Here is a 24690-nt window from a genome sequence, read left to right as displayed (position 1 = left end):
AGTGATGAGTACACTATCGGCTTTAATTTTGTATACAAACTGGGCATGGGTTCGGGTAAAAGCAAAAGCTACTACCAGGAAAAGGAATATTTTTCTCATGTAATGCAGTTTTTTTTGAATACTAATTAATGGCCTCAAGGGTTACGATATATGTCGAGATAGCATTTCCCGATGAAGAATCACTTAACTGAACCGTTACATCGAGTGTTTGACTGGTTGTTGTATTGATTGTTGATGCACTTGTGCCATTGGTAATGGGATCAACATTTCCATCACGGAACACATTTCCAAAAGTATAAATGGTTCCAGATGAGCCAGCAGACCTGCATGTAATAGTAGCCTGCACCGTAAAGGGTACATTCGATTTTCCCGAACCAAGAAATATGGAGCTTGATGCTATTGTAACCGACCCGAATTTTAACCGGAGTGTTATATTGGCCGGATTATCGACATCTGTAGAATAAACCCCATATACGGTCACTTTATAGCTTTTACCCACCGTTAAAGTCGATGCAGGTATGGTGAGATATCCGATTCCGGAAGAGATGAGCGTTGATTCAACGTCTGTTCCGGTAACGGTGCCGGTAGCGGTTTGGGCGAATGAAGGCGCCATTTTTGATGTGGCCATCAATTGTTTTGTTGAAGGATCGTAGGTGAGCACCGTATCGCGACCACTTATAAATGGTAATGTGCTTATTTTAGCGGTACCATTTACCTGTAACTTATATCCTTCATCGGTTGTAGTGCCTATAAGCAGATTACCGTTATACATTAATCGCATGATTTCATTGGTGCCGTTTACGGGTTGATAGCCTTTAATATTCCAGCTAAAAAAGCCCCCATTACCAATATAGATTTGCAGCGCACCTGGCGCAATGCCAAGTCCGGCGCAATCGGATTTGGTATTTAAATTATCGTAAACCATTATGCCGGGGCCTGTATGTCTGCCAAAACTGATTAAAGCATTTGTATTAATCGACGGTATCGATGCATCAGTAGTTCCCAATCGTAATCCCTGCATAGCAGGATAATGGAAATAGGAATAAGCAGAATTGGAAGCGATTGTATCAGGTACCTGAACATTCAATCTCGAATTCGGTGTGGCAGTACCAATACCCACATTGCCATTGGCGGCAACACGCATTTTTTCAATATTGTTGGTTCGTATAACCAGCGCCTGGCTATCGGTAGTACCGATAAAATTACTTGTTGGGTTAGTGCCTGCATTACCTGTAAGCGACCAGCCAAAATTACCGACAATAGCTGAAGGAGATATTTTTAATACTTTCTGAAAATTAAGATCTGTACTGGTTACTCCTAACGTTGGTCCCAATGCTAAAATAGCATCAACAGTTGAGGCAGACGGAACTCCCTGAACCATAATCGAATCGTTAGCCTCCAGTCTTACCTTACCTGGCTCAACAGTTACCCGGCTTATTTTATATCCCGCGTACATAGACCATAAACTTACGCCCGAAAATCCGGCACTCACACCTGCGGATGTAACATTAGGTGTATTTGATGCGCCTAAATTAAGCGCACCAAACTGAATTACTGAATTTGCAGATAACATTCCCATGCCCAATGAATCATAAGTATCTGCAACATTCCGCAATGTTTGCATGACTTCAAACCGTCCGAACGGACCTCCATACCATCCCCCAAACCATTTAAAGTTCAAATTTTGTTTTCTTGTTCCAAACACTCCTATACCTGTGCCCAGCATTCTTAGCTGGGACAAGCTATCAATGAACAGCTGTTTATTATTCCAGTTATGTGTATAATTCCCATTCGCTGTAAGTGGTGCGGTTGCCAGATTTTTTGAATTACCTCCTATCACTAAGGTATCGCTACCCATTATAAATGTTGAGTCATTCAGCTTTGTAACCTTTCTAAACTCCGTACGTCCATTGCCTTTATTATACAAAAAGCCTTTTACATTCTTTGTACTGTTTTCCAGATTTAATTCCGCCGTGCAGGAATCATTGGTGATCAAAACACTATCGGCTTTGATCTTGTATATAAACTGGGCATACGTTTGTGTAAACGAAAATGCAAGCATCAGGAACAGGAATATCTTCTTCATGTGATGCACGATTTATAAAATGGATAAGATATTTATATAGAATTCCATTATTGCCTATTCCTGATCGTTGCTTAATTCACTGCTTCAAACGTTACAATGATCGCCGACACCGAATTTCCCAACGCCGAATCACTGGGCGTTACTGTTATATTAAGCGTTTGGTCGGCAGATAAGTTAACTGTTGTAGCACTTGTTCCATTATTTATTTTACTCACAACAACATCATCACTATTGAGCATTCCCATAGTATACACCGTGCCTGAACTACCGGTTGACCGGCATGTAAGTACTGCCCGCAATTCGTACGCTATATTACTCTTTCCTGAACCGAGAAAGAGTTGTGAAGATTGCGCTACTACCGTTGAGCCCAGTTTTATTTTAAAGGTTACATTGGCCGGGTTAGAAGCATCAGTTGAATACAACCCCTGAACGATTATTCTAAATGATTTTCCCACAAACCATGAGGCGGCCGGGATGGTAAGGTTGCCTGTTCCGGCAGCAATCAGCGTTGTTTCTACATCCGTACCGGTAACAGTACCGGTAGCTGTTTGGGCGAATGTTTGTTTGGCAGGCCAGGCGCTTAATTTAAAAACATTCCCGCTGCCATCGATTACTACCGGTTTATAAGCGGTGGTATCTGATTTTGAAACGATATTGGGCATTTTAAGCGTATCGCTTATGCCTGTTGTACCTATTAATTGTATTTTGGTTCCAATTGCCGAATCGCCACCAATAACGGTCTTTCCTGTTATATGCGTTTCATAACCTGAAATATTACCAGGATTTATATGAATTGCCGGCCTCGTAGGAGATATCTGACCAAAAGTGATATCACTGATACGTCGATTAGTACGTACACCTGCATTACCTCTCCCTGCTATCGCCGTTGAGGTCTGATTATTGAAAATTGGAGAAGTGCTCAATCCCACATCACACCACCAGCCCGGCCACACATCAGACGGATATCCGAATAACAATGCTCTTACACCATTAAAATTAATGCCAACAAATAAACTATCTGTTATATAAGAACTTCCCTGTACCTGCAGTTTACCCAATCCATTACTGGTAGTTTTTCCTATCAATAAACTACCATCTTCAGACAATCGCATTCTCTGTGTATTATTGGTGCGAAATACCAGGGCCTTGTTATCGGTAGTACCAATAAAATTAGTAGCCGTGTCAGTGCCTGCATTACCGGTAAGCGACCAGCCATTTCCTGTGGCTATATTCAATGTATCATTACTGAATATAAGAGAAGGGCCGAGCTTTATCTTTTTAAATACGCCATTATTATCGGCACCAGCCAATACATTTCCCGAAGCCGATAAGGAGTTGAACATTACATCACCACTCTGAACTTCCAGCTTTCGGGTTATTGTGGCATAACCTCCTATGCGAAAATTTCCATTTGCACTTATATAGGCTGTTGATTTTAATACGCCATTGGTGTCTCTTGTCCATACTTCAACACCGGATGAAACATAATTACTGCCTACTTTTTCAATGAATGAAGAAATATAGGCGCCATTACTTATCGTTGCACTGTCACCCGATACCGCCATAAAGTTAATTTGTCCAATACGGTCAGCAAAGTTAGAAGGCCTTAATACGGAAAAATCACTATACCGGTTTTTAAAAAAAGTAAGATAGGCGGTTGCAGTGTTAATACTTGCTCTTTGCACTGATAGCCCCCAATTACTACTACCTTGTGTGATATATGCCTGGGCAGGCAATCCACCTTCAAGCAAACTTCTATAATTACCAAAGTTGCCAATAATACCATTTCCCTGAATGCGAAAATTGGCGTTTTGTGCAGTTGAATTCTGGTTTTGTATGTAATTGCCGGAGGCCCCCTGTATAGTGAGCGTATCACTGCCTATGACCAGGGTTGAATCATTTAGCTTCACCACTTTTCTAAACTCCGTACGTCCATTACCTTTATTATAGAGAAAACCTTTAACATTTTTGGTGCTATTTTCCAGATTTAATTCAGCCGTGCAGGAATCATTGGTGATCAGTACACTGTCGGCTTTGATCTTGTATACAAATTGCGCATGCGCGGCATGCAGCATAAAGGCCATGGTCAGTAACAGAACTATTCTTTTCATTTATTGCCGGTTTGCTATAGGGATAATATTTTATTTAGAGTATTACTGTAAATTTTCGTCCAGTGTCAGATTATTGCTTGTCAATTTGCATAAGCTATAACCCTGTATTTTATTTTTGCGATATTGCCTGAACTGAAGTATAACCTGACTGCATTAGTAACCTGCGTTGCCCTACGGCGTCCTCCTATATCACTTCTTATTATATCACCGGATGCGCTTGAATTAGTTATAAAATGCCCGTCGTATAGCGTTTGATAATCATTATCAAAAATGTTATAGAGTATAATAGAACCATTACAGCTATATCCGCTATTGTTTCCAGCATTTTGTACTATGCTGATCTTATCATCTGTATGTTGGGAATTAACACCAATAGAACCGCTTCCTGCACCTGAAATTTTCCAGTTACTTGTCCATTCGTAATCTGATGCTCCGTTATTAAATGTAGCACCATTGTCGTTCGAAAACCGTACAAGAAAATCAGTATTATCGGTAGCAGGCCGGCATTTATTTATTTGTATTTCGATGCGATCGTATGCGCGCCCTAATGTTGAAGTGTTTAAGATAATATCAACCTGGGCAACGTTGGTTGCTGAATCGCTTAATAATATCTTTGGACCGTTGCTTACCGCTGCCTTCTTAATTTCTCCAGTAGCCGCATCCTGGTAAAGCATGTTTGCAGCAGAAGCTGAACTATCAATTGTACGTACGCCTAATTTACCGTTTACATCTAACAGGTAAGCAGGGTTTGTAGTACCAATGCCAATATTGCCTGCAGATGTAATGCGCATGCGTTCTGTTAATGATCCTGCACCCGTTCTAAACCGAATAGTCATAGGAACAGAGCTGGTTGAAACAGTTCCATCTACCAGCACGTCGATTGATGCTCTTGTTAACATGCTTGTTCCATCATATGCACTACCGGCAAATTGAGTAACATAGTCGCCATTTTGCACTGCTGAGGGAGCAGTAAACGAACCACGGTTTTTTGCTCCTATAAAACGTCCTAAAATGTTTGCATCACCAGCAGTGAGGATAGCGTATTCTGAACTGCAACATCCTGCTATGTAATGATCGGTACTTATCAGCATACCGGCAACATTACTACCAGGAATCAAACTGGGTGTAATAGTTCCTCCGGCAACGTTCAAATGCAGGTTGGCCTTTGTAGGAATCGCATTAATCCCTACTTTGCCATTAGTTCCCACATACATCCTTTCGACGCCATTAGTACGAATGGATAACGCCTGGCTATCGATAGTACCAATAAAATTGCCTGTTGGATTTGTGCCTGTATTGCCTGAAAGAGACCAGCCATTTCCTGTGGCTGTATTCAATGTATCATTACTGAATATAAGAGAAGGGCCGAGCTTTATCTTTTTAAAAACACCATTATTATCTGCCCCTGCCAGTACATTTCCTGAAGCAGATAACGAATTGAACATTACATCACCACTCTGAACTTCCAGTTTTCGGGTAACAGCGGCGATACCTCCTATTCGAAAATTTCCATTAGCACTTACATAGGCTGATGATTTGAATACGCCATTGGTATCTCTTGTCCACACTTCAACACCGGATGATATGTAATCGTTAGCTACTTTTTCAATGAAGGTTGAAATATTAGCGCCCAAACTTATGGTGGCGCTATCACCGGATACCCCCATGAAGTTGATTTGCCCGATACGGTCATAAAAAGGGGATGGCTTCAATGTAGAAAAATCATTATTCCTGTTCTTAAAAAACGTTAAACTGGCAGTACCTGTGTTATTACTTGCCCGTTGTATCGTTAGCCCCCAATTATTATCCCCATGTGCAATATACGCCTGCGCAGGAAGGTTATTTGCCAACAGCCCCTTATAATTACTAAATCCGCTAATAACACCATTTCCCTGAATGCGAAAATTGGCGGGTTGAGCAATAGCATTTTGGTTTCGTATGTAATTGCCAGAGGCCCCCTGTATAGTGAGCGTATCACTGCCTATGACCAGGGTTGAATCATTTAGCTTCACCACTTTTCTAAACTCCGTACGTCCATTGCCTTTATTATAAAGAAAGCCTTTTACATTTTTGGTACTGTTCTCAAGGTTTAATTCCGCCGTGCAGGAATCATTGGTGATGAGTACGCTGTCGGCTTTGAGCTTGTATACAAATTGTGCATGGGCCACGTGCAGCATAAAGGCCATGGTCAGTAGAAGAACTATTCGTTTCATATAATGCCGGTTACGATAGGGAAAATGTTTTATTAAAGTTTGATTGTTATTAATGTCAGATTATGCCCATCATTTCGTATAGCCTATACCCTGTATTTGATTTTTATTCCTGAATTAAAATATAACTTCACTGCATTAGTAAACTAAACCTCCACATCTGCGCCCATCCACATCGCAAAAAGAGTCCACGTGCTATCAAATAAGTTTGTAGCAACAATTATTAATATGCGCCAGAAGCCGGATATTACATCTCTAATTATTTATTGGATTACACTGCATTAAACATTCTATTGATAATAATTTTCAATCCTGGTATTTGATATCTTTAAAAGCTATTTTTGCTAAAAGCTATTAACAATATTGTTAAGTATTACGAGCTTGCATTCTAAATTTAATCAAAACAAAAGCCATCGTTTTTTATGAAAAAGACTGTTTTTATTCTCTTTTTGCTTTTTCCGATTACTCTTTTTGCGCAAACAACAAAAACACAGGACGTACAAAAACTTATTGAAGTTTTGCAAATAAAAAATAATATTCAAACCATGGCTGGCAGCGGCATTGAATTTTATAAAAAACAGAAGCCGGCTGTACCACAGCAAGTCTGGAATGAGATTTTAAGCTCAATTGATTACTGCCCGTATTTAAGCAAAGTTGCTTCAATATTTGATAACAACTATACACAAGCTGAGATTAAACATCTTCTTGAACTTGCAAACAACGCTAAACCCGGCAGGATACCTAGGTTTAAGCCCATAGTCAAAGAACAAATCTATACCGCAAGCAATGAGTTTGGTAAACAATCGGCTGAACTTATTGCACAACGACTCAAAAATAAAGGGTATTAAAAATCAGTAAAGCAGAACCAGGTACTTAAAACAATTTAGTATTACGCCAATGGGTTTGTCAAACTGAAAATGCAGTTTTTATTCTGGAGTACAAAAATTACTCATATTCGACAATAAAGTCGTACTCAAGGTTGCTTTTCAGTCTTTTCTTTTTTTCATCCCAATAATCCTTATAATCGTTTAAGTATTCTTCTAATTGATCGGCTTGTCTAATATCCTTTTTTTTGAGAACTGACATATTCCGCACTATTATTTTATAATTCTTTTCCTGAAGCCAATCCAAATCCATCATGCATTCATCAAGCGCATCCAGATTATAACCAAAATAATCTGGAAAATCGAAACAATTTGCAAACTCTTTTAATAGCCCTTTTACAGTAATACACTTAAGCGCATTTACTGTGGTAACGAAATATATTCTGCCATTTTTGGTTTCACTTGATTTCATCGTACTCTTTTAAATGATTTAGGGTGGTAGTGACTATTTGTATAGTATGCTCTACCGTCACTCCCCACAACAACTCTCCTCTGTCCTCTAGTTGCTCCATTAACTTTTTGTGCTGCAGTAGGCACTTTATCAAAATCATGTTCCGTATAAGTAATTTTTTTCCCACCCTTCCCAACAGTTGGGAGAGCCTTATCTTTATTCTTAAAAACCGACCCCGGATTCCTCCCGTTGTCAATATCATCGAGTATATTTTTTATCCTCCTCCGCTTAGCTGCCCCTTCAATTTTATCTAAGCTTCCATAGCCAGTATTATGAACAAGGATATTTTGTTTTCCAACAAAATAATTATGTAAGTCACTAACCGTTAAGTTATAAACAATTGCAGAAGTATCTTTTAATTCTACATTTGATACAACTATCTTTCTATGATTATAAAGGTATACACTATCACCTCTTTTTATATTGATTGCAAATAGCCAACCATTGTTTACCCAAAACGGATGCTCATCTGTAGCGAGAAGAGTATCGTTGGCTATGATAAGTTTTACCAGCTGATTAGTGGTTCTTATCGGTGTTTCAATTACAACTTTTCTTCTATTAGTATTTGTCGCAGAATCGTAAGCCCAAACAAAATCCCCAATTCTGATATCTTCAATACTTTTTAATCCGTTTACAGTTAATACCCTGGTACCCGCAACAAAACATTTCTTTCCGCTACATTGAACTACTTTTTCGGCTGCTTTTTCCGCAGTTTTAGTAGCACTGGCCGTACTTTGAACTGTTTTCTCAGCGGCTTTCTCAGCAACTTTCTCTATTTTCTTTGCAGTATTTTTTTCAAGGGTTTGCATTACTGTGACAATCGTACCCCCACTAAACACACCTCCAACGAATCCCCCTACGTCATTTCCTACTTCATATTCCTGGTCATCTGTACCTGAGCCATTAAATACTGCTGTATAAGCCTCAATTTTATCGGTAACAATCTGTTTTACTGTTTCAATCGGATGTGCAGCAATTTGTTTTAAACCTTCCCAAACCTTGCCTCTAAATCCATCTTCGTTTTCATATAAATCTCCAATAAATTTAAGAGTATCCCAAATAGTAAGCTTTCCTACAAACCCATCTATGAAACCCGCCTGAAAAGGTGATAAACTTATTCCAAACTTTGCTAACACTTCTGAAGGCTTGGGAAATTCACCATCTTCATCAACAAAATATACAGGATTATTTGAAGCAAAAGCGTAAGGACTTATATCTTCATATTCCTCTTCCAATGGATCTCTACTCAAAAATCGCCCAATCCTTGCATCATATATCCTTGCTTCAAAATCATAATCATCCGTACTAATGTCTTTATCTTTCTCCTTTCCATTGAAGCCATATCGGTATTTTCCGCTGTTAAAGATACGTCCTGGCATTTGCATGCCAAAAGGATAATAATCACTAGCCGTCAATACATTAGCCACATAGTAATCAATAGTATTACCACCACTTCCAGGAATACCAGTCTTAGCATCATTAATGGTAGCCAGTACATTTCCCAAATGGTTATTTAGCTCATATGTTCTACTGCCAAGCAGAAAGCTATCATAAATGGAATTATTATTTTGTACTACAGGAGGAGAGCCTGGTACTATGGTGTCCCACTGCCACATACCAATCCTGCCGCTTCCATATATATATTGCTCGGCCCATTTTAATGCAGCGCCTTCCGAAGGAGAAGAGGTATAAACATATATCCCTAGTACGTTACCTTTTGGATCACGAATATAATACGTGCTGTTGACGGTATCATGAGTAGCAACCTGCTTTACTGTTCGATAACCTCCAGGATCATAACTATAGTTAATCGTTGTTGCAGTGGTGGTCTTTTCGATGCGATTTATTTTTCCGTAAACCGTCCACCTGATTGTATCGAGGCCTCCTGCCACATCTTTAACCAGATTTCCAATTTTATCATACTGGTAATTATTAACCGCCTGATTGTCTATATCTACATTATAATTAGTAGCGTTAATCTGGTCCCTGACATAGTTCAATCTATTGTTTACAATATTGCCATTGACATCACGGTTATAACCGTACGTCAAGCTATCCATATCCAAAGGCATACCCATAGCGTCGGTACCTCTTCTCAAATATTTGAGAATGTTCCCATTTGCATCATACGCAATGGATTCGCTATATGCATTAATGATATTACTGTTACTCCAGGTGCTGCCTGTGGTATGCTGTCGCATCCCCGTAAGCCGGTTTAACTGATCGTAGCCATATGTATAACCAGTAGTTGTTCCATTATTTATTTTTGATAAAGCCAATGTGGAGTAACTAATATTTCCATTGTACAACTGATTACCTGATGCATTTAATGATGAAGGCGACTGATAAACATGCTGGCTAAAAGCTTGTGCATTATTTCCTCCTACAGGTTTATAGTCATTGTTATAATAACCCAATTGCAAACTGAACACATCACGTGATACGCGACTAAACATAGTATTGACTTGCCCGTCATTTGCTATTTCCTTTGTTGCATCTAATGCATCTCCATTTATCCCTTTCATCCAGCCCTGAAGTGTATATGCATAGTCAATACCCTGTACTTTTAATTGCCCCAATTCAGTGCGAGCCAAGGGACCGTGGAGATAATATTTATAGCTGGCATCTTCATTCCAGATAAGCTTATCACGGCCAGTATAAGCCCTTGTATTTCGGTTTTCAGCATCATATTGGTATTTATAAAAAAACTGGTCGCCTTTACCTGCCTGATAACTTATCATATTTACTTTACCACTCACTAAATCATAATCATAATCAATTCGTTTTTTACCATTAGTGGCATCTACCGCTACGAGGGCTTTTAAGTGATGCACCAGTGTTTTCACATTGCCTAAGATATCATAACTATATAGAGTGGAATCAGCCTCTGCATCTGTTCTGTTTTCGAGGTACACACTAGCCACTACCCTTTTTCGGGAAGTAGTGGAAGATTGCAAGGTAAGATTCACCGGATCATCATACATTGTTCTGGTTATCTGCCTGTCGGTACCTGAAGATAGCCAGCTATTTACAGCTGTGCTATCAAGCAGGTTAATAGTGCGAATATTTGTAGTCGCCCCTGATTTTTCACCCACTTCAATAATACGTCCCAATGCATCATATTTCGTATAACTGAAACGATTGGCGGCACCACTATAAGAGGCATTATCCTTTTGTTCTTTATTCTGGGAAGCAATTATTCGTCCCAGTCGGTCATAAAAGAATTGAGTGGTATCTCCATCGGGGTAGTATTGTTGCAATAGCCCACCTAATGAATTATACGCATACACCGTCGGCAACCTATGTGCCGGGAATACCCCATTAAACGGTTGCCATGTAAAGCCTGTCAGAGTTCCATCCTGCTGCGTTATTAAATCACGCACCAGATTATTTGTGGCATTGTTCATGGCGCTCCAAAACAATAAGCCGTTTGTGCTGGCAGGCGTTTGGCAATAGTTGTATGTGTTTTGCCGTATCTCTGATGGCAACAACAGGCGATTATAGATCCGCAGGTTCTTTATGGTTCCCTGCAATTTGCCAGGCACCGTTAAATGTGCGGCATTATGCGAACCTACCATCAGTGATGCACTGCCGGCTAATCTGGATGCACTATCAAGGTCATTTATAGTAAATTGCAACGCTATTGGGTTACCATTCACCCATACCAGAATTGGGGCATTGGAGTAACCTGTTCGCTGGACCACCACATGCGTCCATTGATGCAAGGGAACAATAGCCGGAATATCTAAAACAGATACAGCCGTTGCCTTTCGTTGCACGGTATCGGCGCCAATTCCCATTACATCTACCACCAGTTTATTGTTTTCGACCTTTACTACAAAACCAGCATGGCGATAGAAGAAGCTTACGCCACCGGTGGTGTCATATGTGTACTCACTGAGTTTTGATATCAGCACCTGGTTGGCATAAGCATCGAGGTTCAGCATCATTTCGCCGGTGTACGGTCTTGCTTCAAACGTATCGGCTACCGCCCAGGTGATCTGTCCGTTGTTATTAAAATGAATACTATCCGAATACTGGTAACAGCCTTCATTCTGTAACCGGCGGTATTGTTTTACCAGATCAAGTCCATTATTATCGAGCAGCACTACGCCTTCGGGTGGTATGGTCTTTACCAGGCTGCCGCTTTGGTCGTAATAATACAGTGTATAATGATATTCAAATAACTCTGCCGTCATGGTCAATGCCGGCTGCACATTCAAACAGCGAGTCATATAGGCCTCGCGGAAATCACGGCGCACCGAATCGATATAAGCGATATAGGTATTATTGGCATTGGTGAGCGCCGTAGCAAACAGATCGGCCATGCAACCATCGTTGTTATTATCTATGGTTGCTTCCTGCGTTGCCGGTTTGTTGCACAAGCTTACCGTATACAACGGATGGGCCGAACAACTGTCGAGATAAGACCGGTAATCGTCATATGTAAGCGAATAACCAAACCGGTGATTAAAGAAGTTCGCAAATATTTGTTCATAATCATCACGGGTTGTATCGATCGTGGGAAATTTGGCTTTGAACGCGGTTAGGGCAGTTTGCACCGAATCGCACAACAGGCATACCGGTGCATTGGGTTCAAAAGCCAACGGCAATTCCACATCGTTTTGTAAGATACCATTGCAATTGCTGCAGCTGTTGAGCAGGTCGTTTAATTCGGTTGAATCGAGGTCATAGCCTGTACCCAGCGCCTGCTGCAGGTAGCGATGGAATGAACCGCTAAAGCCGCTTGTTTGCCAGGCTTTTTTATACTGCCCTATTTTTTGGCATATTTCATACGTGGTTTGCACAATGGTGCGTTGGTTATACGCCGGTTGTTTGTCGTAGGGATATGGATTAGACAGCAGTTCAGCGGTACACGAATCATTTACAGATCCGGGGCCCAGTATACCAATAATGGCTTCTTCAAAGCTGTGGTAAAGTCCCGTTGTTGTAGACGGAATTGTTGAAGAACCAAACGGCCGGTCGACGCTGCAACCTGCTGAACAGATATTGATCAATGCCTGTTTTAACTGCGCGAGCTTACCGTCATCGGTTGTACAACGTTTTAACTGGTTGATCCAGATATCGGCCTGCGCTTCGCAGTTGCTCTGGCATTCGCTGATAACCTGTTGCGCATTATCAGCCGAGTTCTTCTGCGGGTTACTGCTCAATACACTATTCACAAATTCATCGGCATTTACATATTCCGGATAACGGCGTACTTTGTTCTGGTACAGCGAAGCATTGGGATTATCAGGACATTGCGACGGATACACCGTAGCAGGCGCACACACGCCACCACAGGTTGAATCGTAGGTACATACCCATACATTATACAACTGGCAGTAGCTATTGGCGGCCTTTTGTAAAAGATAATTACTATAGAACCGGCAGTTTCCGTATCCCGCAGGTGTTCCTGTTGGAGCAGTATTTGGATTGCCGTATTCTACGTACAGCGAAATATTATTCTTGTCATAAGGATCATATATACCGCCCGGACAATGATAGTTGCAGGTAGAAGAATCGGTAAAAGGAACATATGTTGGATCCCGTTGGCAACCTACAGATATAATTAGATCGGGATTATTAGAAATAACAGAATAACTCAACTGAACGCTGGTTGCACCAGGACTAAAAGTCACATAATCATAGGTTGGCGGGCATGGTTGTTGGTTTCCGTGTTCGTCAAAACAAAGCATAAACCCGCTACTGCTTAACCTGTATTTCAGATAAAGCGTTTTGGTGATTGGTGTACTACCGTTATAAACAAAATTTACACAGTCAAGTTCTCCGATCGGATATCCCTCACAATGTTCCATGGAGAATTGAGACACCGGGGGGGCATCACAAGTGTCTGAAAAATGAGCTACATCCTTACCAATATAACAATTCACGCAGTTGGCAAATACCGGATTGGTGCTGGTACGCCGCGCCTCTTCATAAAATTTCTGCTTCAGGTTCAGGTATAGTTGTTGATATAAGAACCACTCGCGATTGCGGCTGCGGCAGGCGCTATCGGGATTGCAGGCTTCCCATCCATTGTACTGATTATTACAATACAATATGATATCAATAAACTGTAAAATATTTTTGTCGGGTTTTGAGGTACCGGCATAGGTGCGCGAAAACTGCCGCAGGGCATCGCTCATTTTACTACGCAATGCATACCCGTTACCACCCGGTAAAAAGAAGGGATCGTGCGCCAGAATGGTGTCGTATACTTTGGGGTTGAACCATCCCAGTGCCATAGCGGAATCTGCATCCTGCCAGTCTTCGATCTTTCTATCAAATTCATAACTGTTAGAATTGGTAATACACCACAGGTAATGACAGTATTCAGGGTGCAACCGCACCAGTGAATCGGCCCAGTTGTCCTGCCAATGTGCAATGAACAGCGAATCGCTCAGGTCCTTTACATCGAGCTTTACCGAATCTTCACCGTTGATATCATGTAACTGCACTGAGTCGCGGTTACCATAAGCATCGGTAAAGAAGGCTATCTGGCTGCGTTTTGCAATAACATTAATGGAAGTTTCCAATAAAGAGTTGTTACTGCTGTCGTACAAAGCATATTGTCCGCCCGGACTTACATCCATTTTCAACAGCGCCAGCTTTTCATCGCATATACTGGTAGCACATTGACCCTGTATTGAAACACAATGGTTGTACAACGAATCATATAAGTTCAAAACAAATAATGAATCGTCTGGTGTAAAGGCCAGTGAGTCGGTAGTATAAAATACTTTAAAGCGTTGTGTAAACTCATCTTTGGTCCCCAGCGCATCGAGGCAGGTTTCGCACTGGCTGTAGCAGCCATAAAAATCAGTATTCTTTAATTCTTCGAGTAAGAAATAATTCAGTTTTTTAATATCTGAATTCTTTACGAGGTGTACGCTGTCGTAAAAATCCAATGCATCGGGGCTTACTACCAGCCTGTAGGTAACATAATATTCCCCAATGGAATTGATGGCCACATTAAGGGTTCCCTGAACGGAGCCGGGGGGGTTGGAACAGGCGGTATCAAACACAAAGCCTGCTCCACGCATTACAGAGTCAACGATATTATTACAATTGTCTTTTACCGTTATAACCAGGTCGTAATAGCAGTTACTGCAAATAATACTATCCTTATTGGGACCGTATAATTTTTCCATGCGCAACGGGTCAACGCGGTAGTTCAATGCATAGGTACCGGTAACCGGTGCCAGAAAAGTAGAGGTAGCTGCCACAGAATGATCTTCGGCATTTCGTACAAAATCTTCCGGCTGCATCATGTCACTCGATACCTGGGTGCTGGCTCCGGCAGTAGACGGTAAAGCGTGCAGATTCGGTGGTGCACCACCGGCCAGCGCTGTGGCAACTGTTTCACCTTCCGCATTCACATAGCTTACAGTAACCTGCCCGTTGGGGTCAATTACCATGTTTTTCAGGTAATGGCTGGCGTTACCTGCCTCGGTGCCAAATAATCTGTCTAATTCAGGTTGAGAGGGTTTACCGTAAAAATATTTTGTTTCGTGGCCTGAGTTCAATTGAAAAGTTGGGCCCACCCCACCCTGTGCTTTTATTCTTCCGGTATTGTCGGCCATATATTCGGTAGCGGCGAGCGGGTACCCATCAGCCGCCGGAATATATTTCGCATAATAGTAGGTGTTTAAAAACGGATTGTTAGCTGAATAATAACGCCCCGCCCCTGACACATTGGTGACAGAATCAACAGCGGTTGAACAATTAGTCCCATATAACAGATCGGTATAACTGTAGGGTTCACCATTTTTGTTTTTGTTAAATCCTCTGAAATAATGAATGGTGCTGTCGTCGGTAGGCGCTGGTAGAATGTTTACAGCAGACCGGCCCAGGGCATCATAAATGGTTTCCTGAACAACATTTTTATTATCAGTATTATTTATAGTAACTGTTTGGCGATTGCGCAAACTTCCGTCGAAATAACTAATCACTTCCTTTTTCTTTCCTTCTTCGGCAAAAGCTACGGTATACTGCCAGTTGAGATTGGCTTCATGCGGATTGAAAAACACCACTCCCGAAGGGCAGGCAGGCGCCGTACAGGCGGCCGATGCTTCATGGGCCAGGTAATTCCAGTTGCCTTCCCAGCGAACCCCATCGGGATAATGGATCTGCACCCCGCGGATCCTGAACAAAATAAATCCGCTGTCGTACGGAATATTGAATAAATAATTTGATGCAGCTGTGGTAATCCTTGTGTTGTTGTTTAAAAACCATTTATTCAGTGAATCTACCGGTACGGTATATCCACCACTACCACTGTAAATTCTGATAGATGCGGCTATCATACTGGCGCCATCTATATGCGTATATTCAAGGTCGAATTGCTCAGACCCCGGGTAAGCAGAAGGCGTCCATTCAAGCTTCAACTGATTACCATTTACAATGGAATACCGGGTTACATCCGAACTATTATCAGCAAAGGTATACTGCCTGCCAACTATGATCTGTCCTTTCAACCGGAAGATAGCCAGTATAGGACTCAGCTGCGGAGACGTTATGCTAAGTATCTTTACTTTGTATTTATAAGCGCCGGTAAACTTGTACATGGCAATACCCTTATAAGGTTTACCGGTTGTTGTATCGTAACGTACCTGTAACGATATATTGGAGTGGGTAACCGAATCGGTTATGAGGCTGGTATCGGCTGAATTACCATAAATATAGATTTTAAAATTAACCGTACAGTCAAAAGGCTGATTATAAAAGTAAATAGAGGTATCAAAATTTATCTCAAAGGAAACAATATTATTTACAGAAATAGTTTGACTGATTGCTCCCCATGCGGTTGCATTCCCGTATTTTTCATCTGCAACTGTAAAAGAATTATTCACTGCTACCTGAGCACCTCTTAATTCATTCATATAGGGCTCCTCAGTAGCACGGGCTTTTATGGTCAATAAAAGGCCTGCAACAATAACCAGTAAGGTTTTTGCCTGAAGCAGGTAATATTTTTTTACGTAGCCAGATAACATAAGTTAGGGTTCAATGGTATTTAATAACTGGTATTCTTTAAAAGCAGGCGTTAATGTTATACCGCCATTTTGCACCTGTATAAATTTATTTTCAGGATTAAAATCTTTTTCCTTCAATGCCAATGGCTGCACCTGTGTGAACAGCACCTCCAGATAATAATAATAGCTTGTGATCTCTGCCTCCTCTTCACTGTTTTGTTTGGGTTCAGCAGGAGCTTTTTGTATACTCTCATTGTCCGCATCCTGATCGCTGCTTTCGTCATCATCAATGGGGCTTAACCGAACCATGCCTATGAGCATTTTATGAACACGATAGGTTTGTGGAGAATAATAAATACGATAACCCTGTATGTCGGCATCGCCAATATTATCAATGGTCAGTATCTTTTCATCTCCGTAGCGGGTAACCAGTGCATGCGCTTTTCCTTTTTCCATTACTTTTTTAAAGGCCCGCATATCGAACATCTTATTGGTTTTATGCAATACCGTGCTTTTAGCAATGCTTACCGTTTTATTTTCATTATCCACGGCCATCAGCAGGTTCTTCTTATTTACCACTTCCATGTGCGCCAGGCGGTAATAATAATCCTGGTTCAGTATGGTGTATTCAAAAGGTTGTACTTCGAGCACCTTTTCCTTATCGCCATTATCGTCAATTACTTTAATAGACCCTTTGTATTCCATACCGGTTTTTAAGTAATAGGCATCTACCAGTTTGGCCACTTCCTTCCACGGATCATCGCCTGTTGGCGTACCCACTATTTCAACGCTGTCTTCGTCCTGCACAGCAGACCTTTCGGGTTCTTTGGCATTGTTAACAGCAACCGGCTGGTTTTTCTGTGCTGCATACTTTTTCTGATATTGCGTAACGGCCACCGAGCAAATCAACACCAGCGCGCCGATGCCTGCTATCCAGCCTGCTGTTTTCAATATTTTGTTTCCTGTTTGCATGTTTTTAATTTTTGTTTCTCCGGCCTGAAGGCCGGAGCTCTATTACCTCTTCCTGTACGACGACCGCGTTTCGCGTATCGTCATAATGCCGCGCTCGGTTTCTTTTTTCACCCGTATCAAAATGCCTTCATCATCATATTCATAAAAAGTAGCAAAGTTGTTTTCATCCAGTTCGGCCCACAGGCGCTGGCTCGATGGGTCATACGCAAATGATTTCAGCTGTCCGTCGAACGGATGTATACGTATATCATCGATATAAATGGTGCCGCTACCCTGTAACTGCAACGAAAAACCGGTTGCCATCGATGGCAATACAAACGACGCCTCTATGCGCTTCCAGCCTTCTACGATGGGCCATTTGGCAGAACTATTAACCAGATTGGTTCCGTTTACTATCGCCTGCACCTGGGTAGTTGCATCGCGGGGGCTGCCATCTTTCACCCAAAAGCTCAGTACGTATTTTTTGCCGGGAATGGGTGAAAAGCCTTTTGCCAGTTCGTTCGTCTTGTAAACATATTTGCCATTATCAAAAGCATACAGCGGATCAGTAGAAGCGGTGTACACTGATTTGGTTAAGGTTACAGAACCATTCAATTGCAAACTATATTTACCACTATGTGCATTGGTGGTTGTAGTAGTTATCGTTGAGCCGTTTAACAGTTTACGGAAAGAGAAGTGACCCGAATCACAGCTTTGTTGCGAACAATCCAACGTAAACCCATAATCTTCAAATCCGTCATACCCAATCTCGCGGTATTGTGCATTTGATGCCACCGCTACAGGTAACGATTCAAGATATCCGAACAAAGCAGAACTGTACCGGTTCAATGCATCCTTATTTTCAACTTCCAGCCCTTTTGTATTAAAATAGGTGACTTCATTCGCAGCTATCCAGCGCTGATCACTGGCCGGATTGCTTTGCCATGCGGAGGATGTATAATTATATTGCCAGAATGGATTGAATATGCTATAGGCGCCTGATTTCCTGATATTCGTGCTGCCAAAAACATTCGTGTTACCGGTTATGTTTTCGCGGGCTACCTGATAAGCATATTGGGACTGTGGACGCCAGTTACCTTTTAATCCGGTATAGTAGGGGTTTATTGTTTTATTGATCGGCAGAATTAGCCGGCAGGTAAAGGGTGATGTGCATGCATTCAGCGCATAACCACTGGGACAGGTATATAATCCTATATCTAAATTATGCCCCACCATTTGCCGGCTGCTGAAAACAAGGTTCAATGCATCAACACTTGTTGCATTAACCAGTTCCGAAACTGTATTATCATATATTTCAGCGCCAAAAGAAGCAGGGCCTCCACAGTTATAACCCATTAATTCAATGATATGAGGCTGTCCTGCAGTTAATTCAATTGGATAAATACGCCATCTGTTAAAAGGACTCTGGCTACTACACGTTTCAATATCCAACATCACTTTTCCGTCTACAGTAAACTTAATCATATTATCACCGGCAATCCCTACATAATATGTTTTAGTGGCATTAACAGTAACGCACCTCGAGAAACCAAGCCATTGGCCGGTTGGAGTGCGGTTAGATGAAGAAACATAACTCTGGCAGGTCCAGATACCGCTGCGGTGTAAAGGACCACAGTAACTTGTGTTCCAGGCTGTATCAGGATCACCCAAACAACCTGTAGGCGCTGCAGCGATACTGGCATCAGCAGTAGTAACCGCAGAGCGGGCGGTCATCAGGGTCATTTGCGAAGAATCTGTACCGGTTGTTGCCGGTTGTTGTACAGCCATCCTGGCTGCAAATGAAGCATTACCTCTGCTACATGAACCACCCACCCAAATCTCATTATAAGGATTTGTAACGGAGTCAACTACTGTACCTGTACCGTTGGTATTATATCCGGGAGCATATATAAAGGTTCCCTGAGATGAGTAACTGCCGTCGTGACTACCCTGGCATACAGTAAAGCAACCTGCTGTTGAATCAGGATGTGTTTCTATATAGCAATAACTTCCATCAGCAGACTTCTGGTATCCATCAGGACAGGTAACGCAATAAAAAGGCACGCTCCACTCTTCATTAAACACGGTAGCTTTTGCATCCAGCACTTTGGTAAGCTGGCTTACATCAAGCCTGTCGCCAACAATGGGATTATTCAATGAAGTAATAGTAGCAATACCTGCATTGGCCATATTCCTGCGGCCCGAACGAAGCACCTTTAACGTTTGATTGCTGATCTGTTGCAGGTTGCCGTCTTTGTCGATTAACCGTTTGCTGTATACGCTGCTGACAGGTGAGTTTATTACCCAATACTTCGCACCTGCATCGATATCAATCAGTTCATCGCCGGGCACTAATATGGAACTATAAGCCGAATTGGTTATTTCGCCATTGCTGCCCGTAGAAAAGTTACTGAATATGGTTCCGAGGTTTTGATATGCCTGCCCCATTCCATCATATACCCAATGCGCCGGGTAAGCCATGGAATACACCGGATCGTCAAATTCATTTTGTGTTTTGGTAAGTAAAACATTGCCGGTTTCGGCATCCCACAATAAATTTTCGCTGGTAATGGAAGAACCATTCTCCATTTTGCGGGTTTTGTATTGAATGGCAAACCGCTGTATAATTTTTACGGTTGAAGCAGCCCGGTAGCAGCGCCTGTCGTAGTTCACGCCAATACCAGGGAAAAAGAAAGGCAGGGGGAAAATAAGGATCATGCCTGAGCCACCACTCACTTTTACACTAATCCCCAGGTTATCGGTGGTTTGCTGGCGCATATCGTTAAACATTTCCACATCCATGCCAATGGTGCCGTCGGATACAACTCCATTGCTGCCGATCACTTTTACATTGTTCCGGAGTTTTTTCTTTTCTGCCAGCTCATTCTCGGTTTGATAAAAATATTCCATGCTTGAAATATTCTCGCCCGACTTGTTAAATACCTTCACCGATTTGGGCTTTCCATGCATATCATTCAATTCGATAGAATACCCCTGCGATAGCCCGGTGTTTTCAACTTCTTTATTGCTGATGAGCTTAAACAATTTACCGGTGCCGGGATTGCGTTGCTGTAAACTTGTTATGTTAACCTGAGTAGGATATTCTTTGGCAGTAAAAAATTCACTTACAGTAACCCCGGTTCGATTCACCGTTTCTGCATCACCGGCCCCTATTGATTTTACAGATACTCTGCTATATCCCACACTGGCTGCAGGGAAGAACGATTCGCCGAAAGGTTCTTCGATGTAATAATAATTATCAAGCCCCAGAAACTCCTTTTGCTTATAGCGAATGGGCTGACGGAAGGGGTTTTCATCATTACCCAGCAATGGTTCGTACGAAGCAACGCCACTTGAAATAGTTCTTCCTTTACTATCCACAGTGGTGTAATCATATATCTGGCTATAGGTTGCTGTTTTTGCCCCGCTGGCACCCGACATGGCAGCCCAGTCATCAGAAATATCTATTCTTTTTACCCTGCTGCCACCTCCCAGTTTTTTCCACTCAGGCGAACACAAGCGAACCCATGACTTAGACAGATCAACATTATCGGAATAATGATTTTTCTTAGCTCTTTTGTCAAAACCATAAATCAATTCCTTGATGGTGCCAAACGCTGTTACCAGGGCTTTTACCGCTTTCTTCAGGTTTGAACCATCATCTAAATAATTATCAGAACCGGGGTAAGCATATTTTGGCAAACTCATACGCACAAACTGCCAGCCCGATTTGGCAATGGTGTTTGTACCACTCTTTTTTTCAACCTGTATTTTTGCAATATTATTGCCGATCAACTGAGGCGTACCTATAATTTTCGCATAGCCTGGAACGAACTCCTTGTGGCCCTTGTTATCAAGGTCGAGCAGAAACTTGTAATACAAATTTTCAATTCCTTCAAAATATCGCTCCAGCATTTCGCTTTGACTGTTAACAGTTTTAGGCAGCGTAACATATATATAATCTGCATTGGCAAGACCTGTGGATGAACCCTGTGTACCAACGCCCTGCAGCATGCACATTTGCGAAGCGCGCCGATCCTGCACCCAGGCATAATCGTCGGATTCGTAGGCAACATGGATCTTTCCACCCGATGGCAATGTTATATCGGTCATTTGCCAGGCTGAAACATATTTATTAGTGAGCCCCGTATCCTGCAGTGTGTAAGGAAATTCAGAGTTGTTTAAACCACCCGGGTTATCGGCAGCATTTTTAAAAGTGCCCCAGCGATCGTATTGACGGTAATCGTAATGATTGTAGGCCGTTGTATCATATGTAAACTCGTAAGGATTGAGCTTTCCCTTTTGGTTCACGCCAAATGTGAAATATACCTTCTTTAGCGTTAGTTTACCGTTATGATTAACACTGTTGGGCAAACCTCTGTACAGCGAATAATCATATTCAAAATGAACCACCTTTATAGGTATTGTTATAGCCGGGTTATTATTGTTCAACCGCAGATCAGATTTCGAATACAACCTGATCTCTTTTAAATATTTTAATTTGTGTGTGACATCTACAGCTCCACGACTATTTTGTACCCCCAAAGCATCATCACGATCGCCCATTATAAAATGCGCCACCATGGTTTTTGATTCAATGGAATGTAAATACCAGATTTCTTTTTGGCCATACACATAATTGGCTTTGTCGTCCATAGGATCACTCATGAAACCTTCGTTATAATTAGCCGTGTCCTGCCCAAAAGCAAAGGGCGTGCGCCAGTTATACAGATTATCTAACCTTGAATAGTTGAACTTTACGGCAGTACCCAGGTCATCATCGGTTACCCCATTGCCCGTTTTATCTACATAATCGGGCGAAAGGATAGCAGTAAGCAAATAAGACGTTGCATAAGACGGCGTTTTTTCTTTACTGTAATAATGCTCCAGTCCTTTTGAATTACCGGTAGTATTATCAGAACCATCGTTGTATTGAATCAGCCCTTTATTACGCATCGACAGGTTTTGATCTATGCTGAACGATACTTCTTCCTGATAGGTATTATACACCGGAATACCGAATACCGATCGTTTGCCATCATCGCCGGTAATAGTGATCTCTGAAAAATGATTGGCTTTACGATAATCGCCTACTCTTGAAAAAGTATTTTTGATGCCACTGGTATTGCAATCGTTCAGCACCAATGAATCGGGATGATAATCTTTAATGGTTTTATCCAGTGCATGGTTGGTTGCTTCTGCAGCCGTTAAATAACTGAAATCAGTATTGCGCACTTCGCGTTTATCTCTTTTCAGCACTTCGGTGTTTTCGCCGTTTGGTGATTTTTTTGTTCTGAGCAGATCAGAAGCTGCCGGACCATTGATAGCATCAGATACTTTAGCGGGAAGGTTGACCGCCACCGGATCGGTGCCTTTTATTTTGTTGATGAAACCGTTGTCGTATGGAACCGGCTCACCTATTCTTTTGAAATATGCCGGCTCAAACAATGGAGAAGCTGTTGACCGGCCCAGAAAATCTCCCTTACCCAGAAAATTATTCCGGTCTTTCCATTTGCGCGATACGGTTTCTATATGTTGAAAATACAGATCGGCTCCTACATCAAAGTAGGCGCCACCTCCTATTTCAATACCTACGGTAAAATCATTGCTCTTATTTTCGGCACGCGGATCAAAATACACACCTGAACTTCCGCGATACAACCGGTACTGCCCTCCCCCATCCTGGCTCGAAGCGCTGAATAAATCATAGGTAGGTATGGGTATAGGTAAATACTTTACCTGATTGTTATACGGAATATCTTTTTCCCGGTTGAAATCCATCAGCGAATAATTATCATTGGCGCCCTTTTCGCTGTTTAAATAACCGTAGGCAGCAGAACTTTTTGTGTGATTTGCCACTTCCTGCTTTGAATAAAAACCGGTAACACCTGCTCCCAGATATGCAAAAAATAACTCACCGCCTCCATTCACCGATAAAGTGTAGGAGGTGTTTTTCATATCATGATCGATAGTAGGTGTATAGGAATCGCTGTTGAAGGAAATAAATGCGTTACTGCCCTGCTCGTAAGTGTTGACCATTTTTTTAACGCCCTTATCAGTTGTTATCTCTTTGGCTGAGCTAAAGGAAGAGCTTAGCGTCATACCGGTTAAACCCGACCTCGAGTTATAACCGAATCCAATAGACTTTGATACGCTATGTGTTTTATCGTTCTGGTCAAAACTTTTTTTCAGAATGTTCGCATTTAATGAAACGCTGGCGCCATCGAATGAGCTCAGGTTCACCCCTACAGAAGGCAAGCCAAGCGGTTTTGAGGCCGCAGAATCTTCTTTTTTCTGCGTGTACTCACCCGCTACGTAATCAGTAAGCGATGCACCCGCGTTTGCGCCTATTTCGGCTCCTACCCCCCTGTAATTATCAATCTTAACGCCCGCGCTTAATGTAAGCGTTAAATTGAGCTTCTTCTTTTTCTTTTTCTTATTAACTTTTGAAACCGGTATTCCTAAAAGGTCGAGTGATACAGAAAATCTTCCACCTTTAGTAATATGATCTTTCATCGACAATTCGCGTTCCTGTTTGTCGCTGCCGTTAAAGTCATCGGGTAACCCTCTTAGTTGTCGGTTTACCGAACCGGTATTAAGACTCCAGCCTGTTCCTACCCAGCTGGCTTCATCATCCATGCCGGAGCCGGAATGATAGGCCAGGTTTACCGGATACCCTCCTACATCGAGTAACGGAATGTTATACGAAAAGTCGCCGGTGAAAAGATCCACCATGTCGGAATTGCCTATTGGTTCAAAGCCATGCATTTCGGGCTGTGAAGGACCTGAGGTTAATCCATATACTGTTGCCGGTGTTATCAGTTCAAGGGTCATAACCAGCAATAGAAATGCAGCAATTGGTTTCTGGTATTTTGCAATTAGTTTCATTAGAAAAATATTGATGGGCACATCGACCCGCCGGCAGTCGGGCAGGCTTCGCTCAGTGCTTTTTATAGTCTTGCAACGCTTCGACTCCATTCATCACGGAGCCACTCAGCTTAGTTTTTAGACAATAGGCTCCC

8 protein-coding genes are annotated in these 24690 nt (G+C 41.9%); 1 reads left to right on the top strand and 7 read right to left on the bottom strand.

What is annotated here, in order from left to right; translation table 11 throughout:
• Nucleotides 1-121: 121 nt before the first annotated feature.
• The 3 genes from AC59IL_RS20360 to AC59IL_RS20350 all read right to left on the bottom strand — a co-directional run bounded on the left by AC59IL_RS20360 (nt 122) and on the right by AC59IL_RS20350 (nt 6410).
• Complete coding sequence (locus tag AC59IL_RS20360; RefSeq protein WP_496554032.1) at nt 122-2086, bottom strand: hypothetical protein; 1965 nt, start codon at nt 2084-2086, stop codon at nt 122-124.
• A 71-nt stretch (nt 2087-2157) separates the two neighbouring features.
• The gene (locus AC59IL_RS20355) at nt 2158-4197 is read right to left on the bottom strand and encodes a hypothetical protein (protein WP_496554031.1); all 2040 of its coding nucleotides are present in this window, start codon (nt 4195-4197) and stop codon (nt 2158-2160) included.
• 80 nt (nt 4198-4277) lie between these two features.
• Entirely contained in the window at nt 4278-6410 is a 2133-nt protein-coding gene (locus tag AC59IL_RS20350) for a hypothetical protein (RefSeq protein WP_496554030.1), read from the bottom strand.
• A 419-nt stretch (nt 6411-6829) separates the two neighbouring features.
• On the opposite strand from AC59IL_RS20350, the gene AC59IL_RS20345 reads away from it, so the two are divergent.
• Nucleotides 6830-7255 (top strand): hypothetical protein, encoded by a 426-nt coding sequence (locus AC59IL_RS20345; RefSeq protein ID WP_496554029.1) that lies wholly within the window; start codon nt 6830-6832, stop codon nt 7253-7255.
• 97 nt (nt 7256-7352) lie between these two features.
• On the opposite strand, the gene AC59IL_RS20340 is transcribed toward AC59IL_RS20345, so the two are convergent.
• Genes AC59IL_RS20340 through AC59IL_RS20325 form a run of 4 tightly spaced genes read right to left on the bottom strand, consistent with a single transcriptional unit; the run spans nt 7353 to nt 24556 of the window.
• Nucleotides 7353-7703, bottom strand: a complete 351-nt coding sequence (locus AC59IL_RS20340; RefSeq protein WP_496554028.1) for a barstar family protein — start codon at nt 7701-7703, stop codon at nt 7353-7355.
• Nucleotides 7700-16738, bottom strand: coding sequence for a polymorphic toxin-type HINT domain-containing protein (locus tag AC59IL_RS20335; protein ID WP_496554027.1), 9039 nt, complete (start codon nt 16736-16738; stop codon nt 7700-7702). The genes AC59IL_RS20340 and AC59IL_RS20335 overlap by 4 nt, the downstream gene beginning before the upstream one ends.
• A gap of 3 nt (nt 16739-16741) precedes the next feature.
• A complete protein-coding gene (locus AC59IL_RS20330; protein ID WP_496554026.1) occupies nt 16742-17689 on the bottom strand; it encodes a hypothetical protein in 948 nt (315 codons plus the stop codon).
• 42 nt (nt 17690-17731) lie between these two features.
• Entirely contained in the window at nt 17732-24556 is a 6825-nt protein-coding gene (locus AC59IL_RS20325; RefSeq protein WP_496554025.1) for a carbohydrate binding domain-containing protein, read from the bottom strand.
• Nucleotides 24557-24690: the final 134 nt, after the last annotated feature.

The organism is Niastella sp. sgz303648 (assembly GCF_059587045.1).
Note: the sequence above shows the minus strand (reverse complement) of the source record. Positions and strands in the feature narration are given on the sequence as shown.

Bases quoted from the DNA above. Each gene is read 5' to 3' on its own strand.
- AC59IL_RS20360 (WP_496554032.1), bottom strand. From the start codon at position 2,086: ATGAAGAAGATATTCCTGTTCCTGATGCTTGCATTTTCGTTTACACAA.
- AC59IL_RS20355 (WP_496554031.1), bottom strand. From the start codon at position 4,197: ATGAAAAGAATAGTTCTGTTACTGACCATGGCCTTTATGCTGCATGCC.
- AC59IL_RS20350 (WP_496554030.1), bottom strand. From the start codon at position 6,410: ATGAAACGAATAGTTCTTCTACTGACCATGGCCTTTATGCTGCACGTG.
- AC59IL_RS20345 (WP_496554029.1), top strand. From the start codon at position 6,830: ATGAAAAAGACTGTTTTTATTCTCTTTTTGCTTTTTCCGATTACTCTT.
- AC59IL_RS20340 (WP_496554028.1), bottom strand. From the start codon at position 7,703: ATGAAATCAAGTGAAACCAAAAATGGCAGAATATATTTCGTTACCACA.
- AC59IL_RS20335 (WP_496554027.1), bottom strand. From the start codon at position 16,738: ATGTTATCTGGCTACGTAAAAAAATATTACCTGCTTCAGGCAAAAACC.
- AC59IL_RS20330 (WP_496554026.1), bottom strand. From the start codon at position 17,689: ATGCAAACAGGAAACAAAATATTGAAAACAGCAGGCTGGATAGCAGGC.
- AC59IL_RS20325 (WP_496554025.1), bottom strand. From the start codon at position 24,556: ATGAAACTAATTGCAAAATACCAGAAACCAATTGCTGCATTTCTATTG.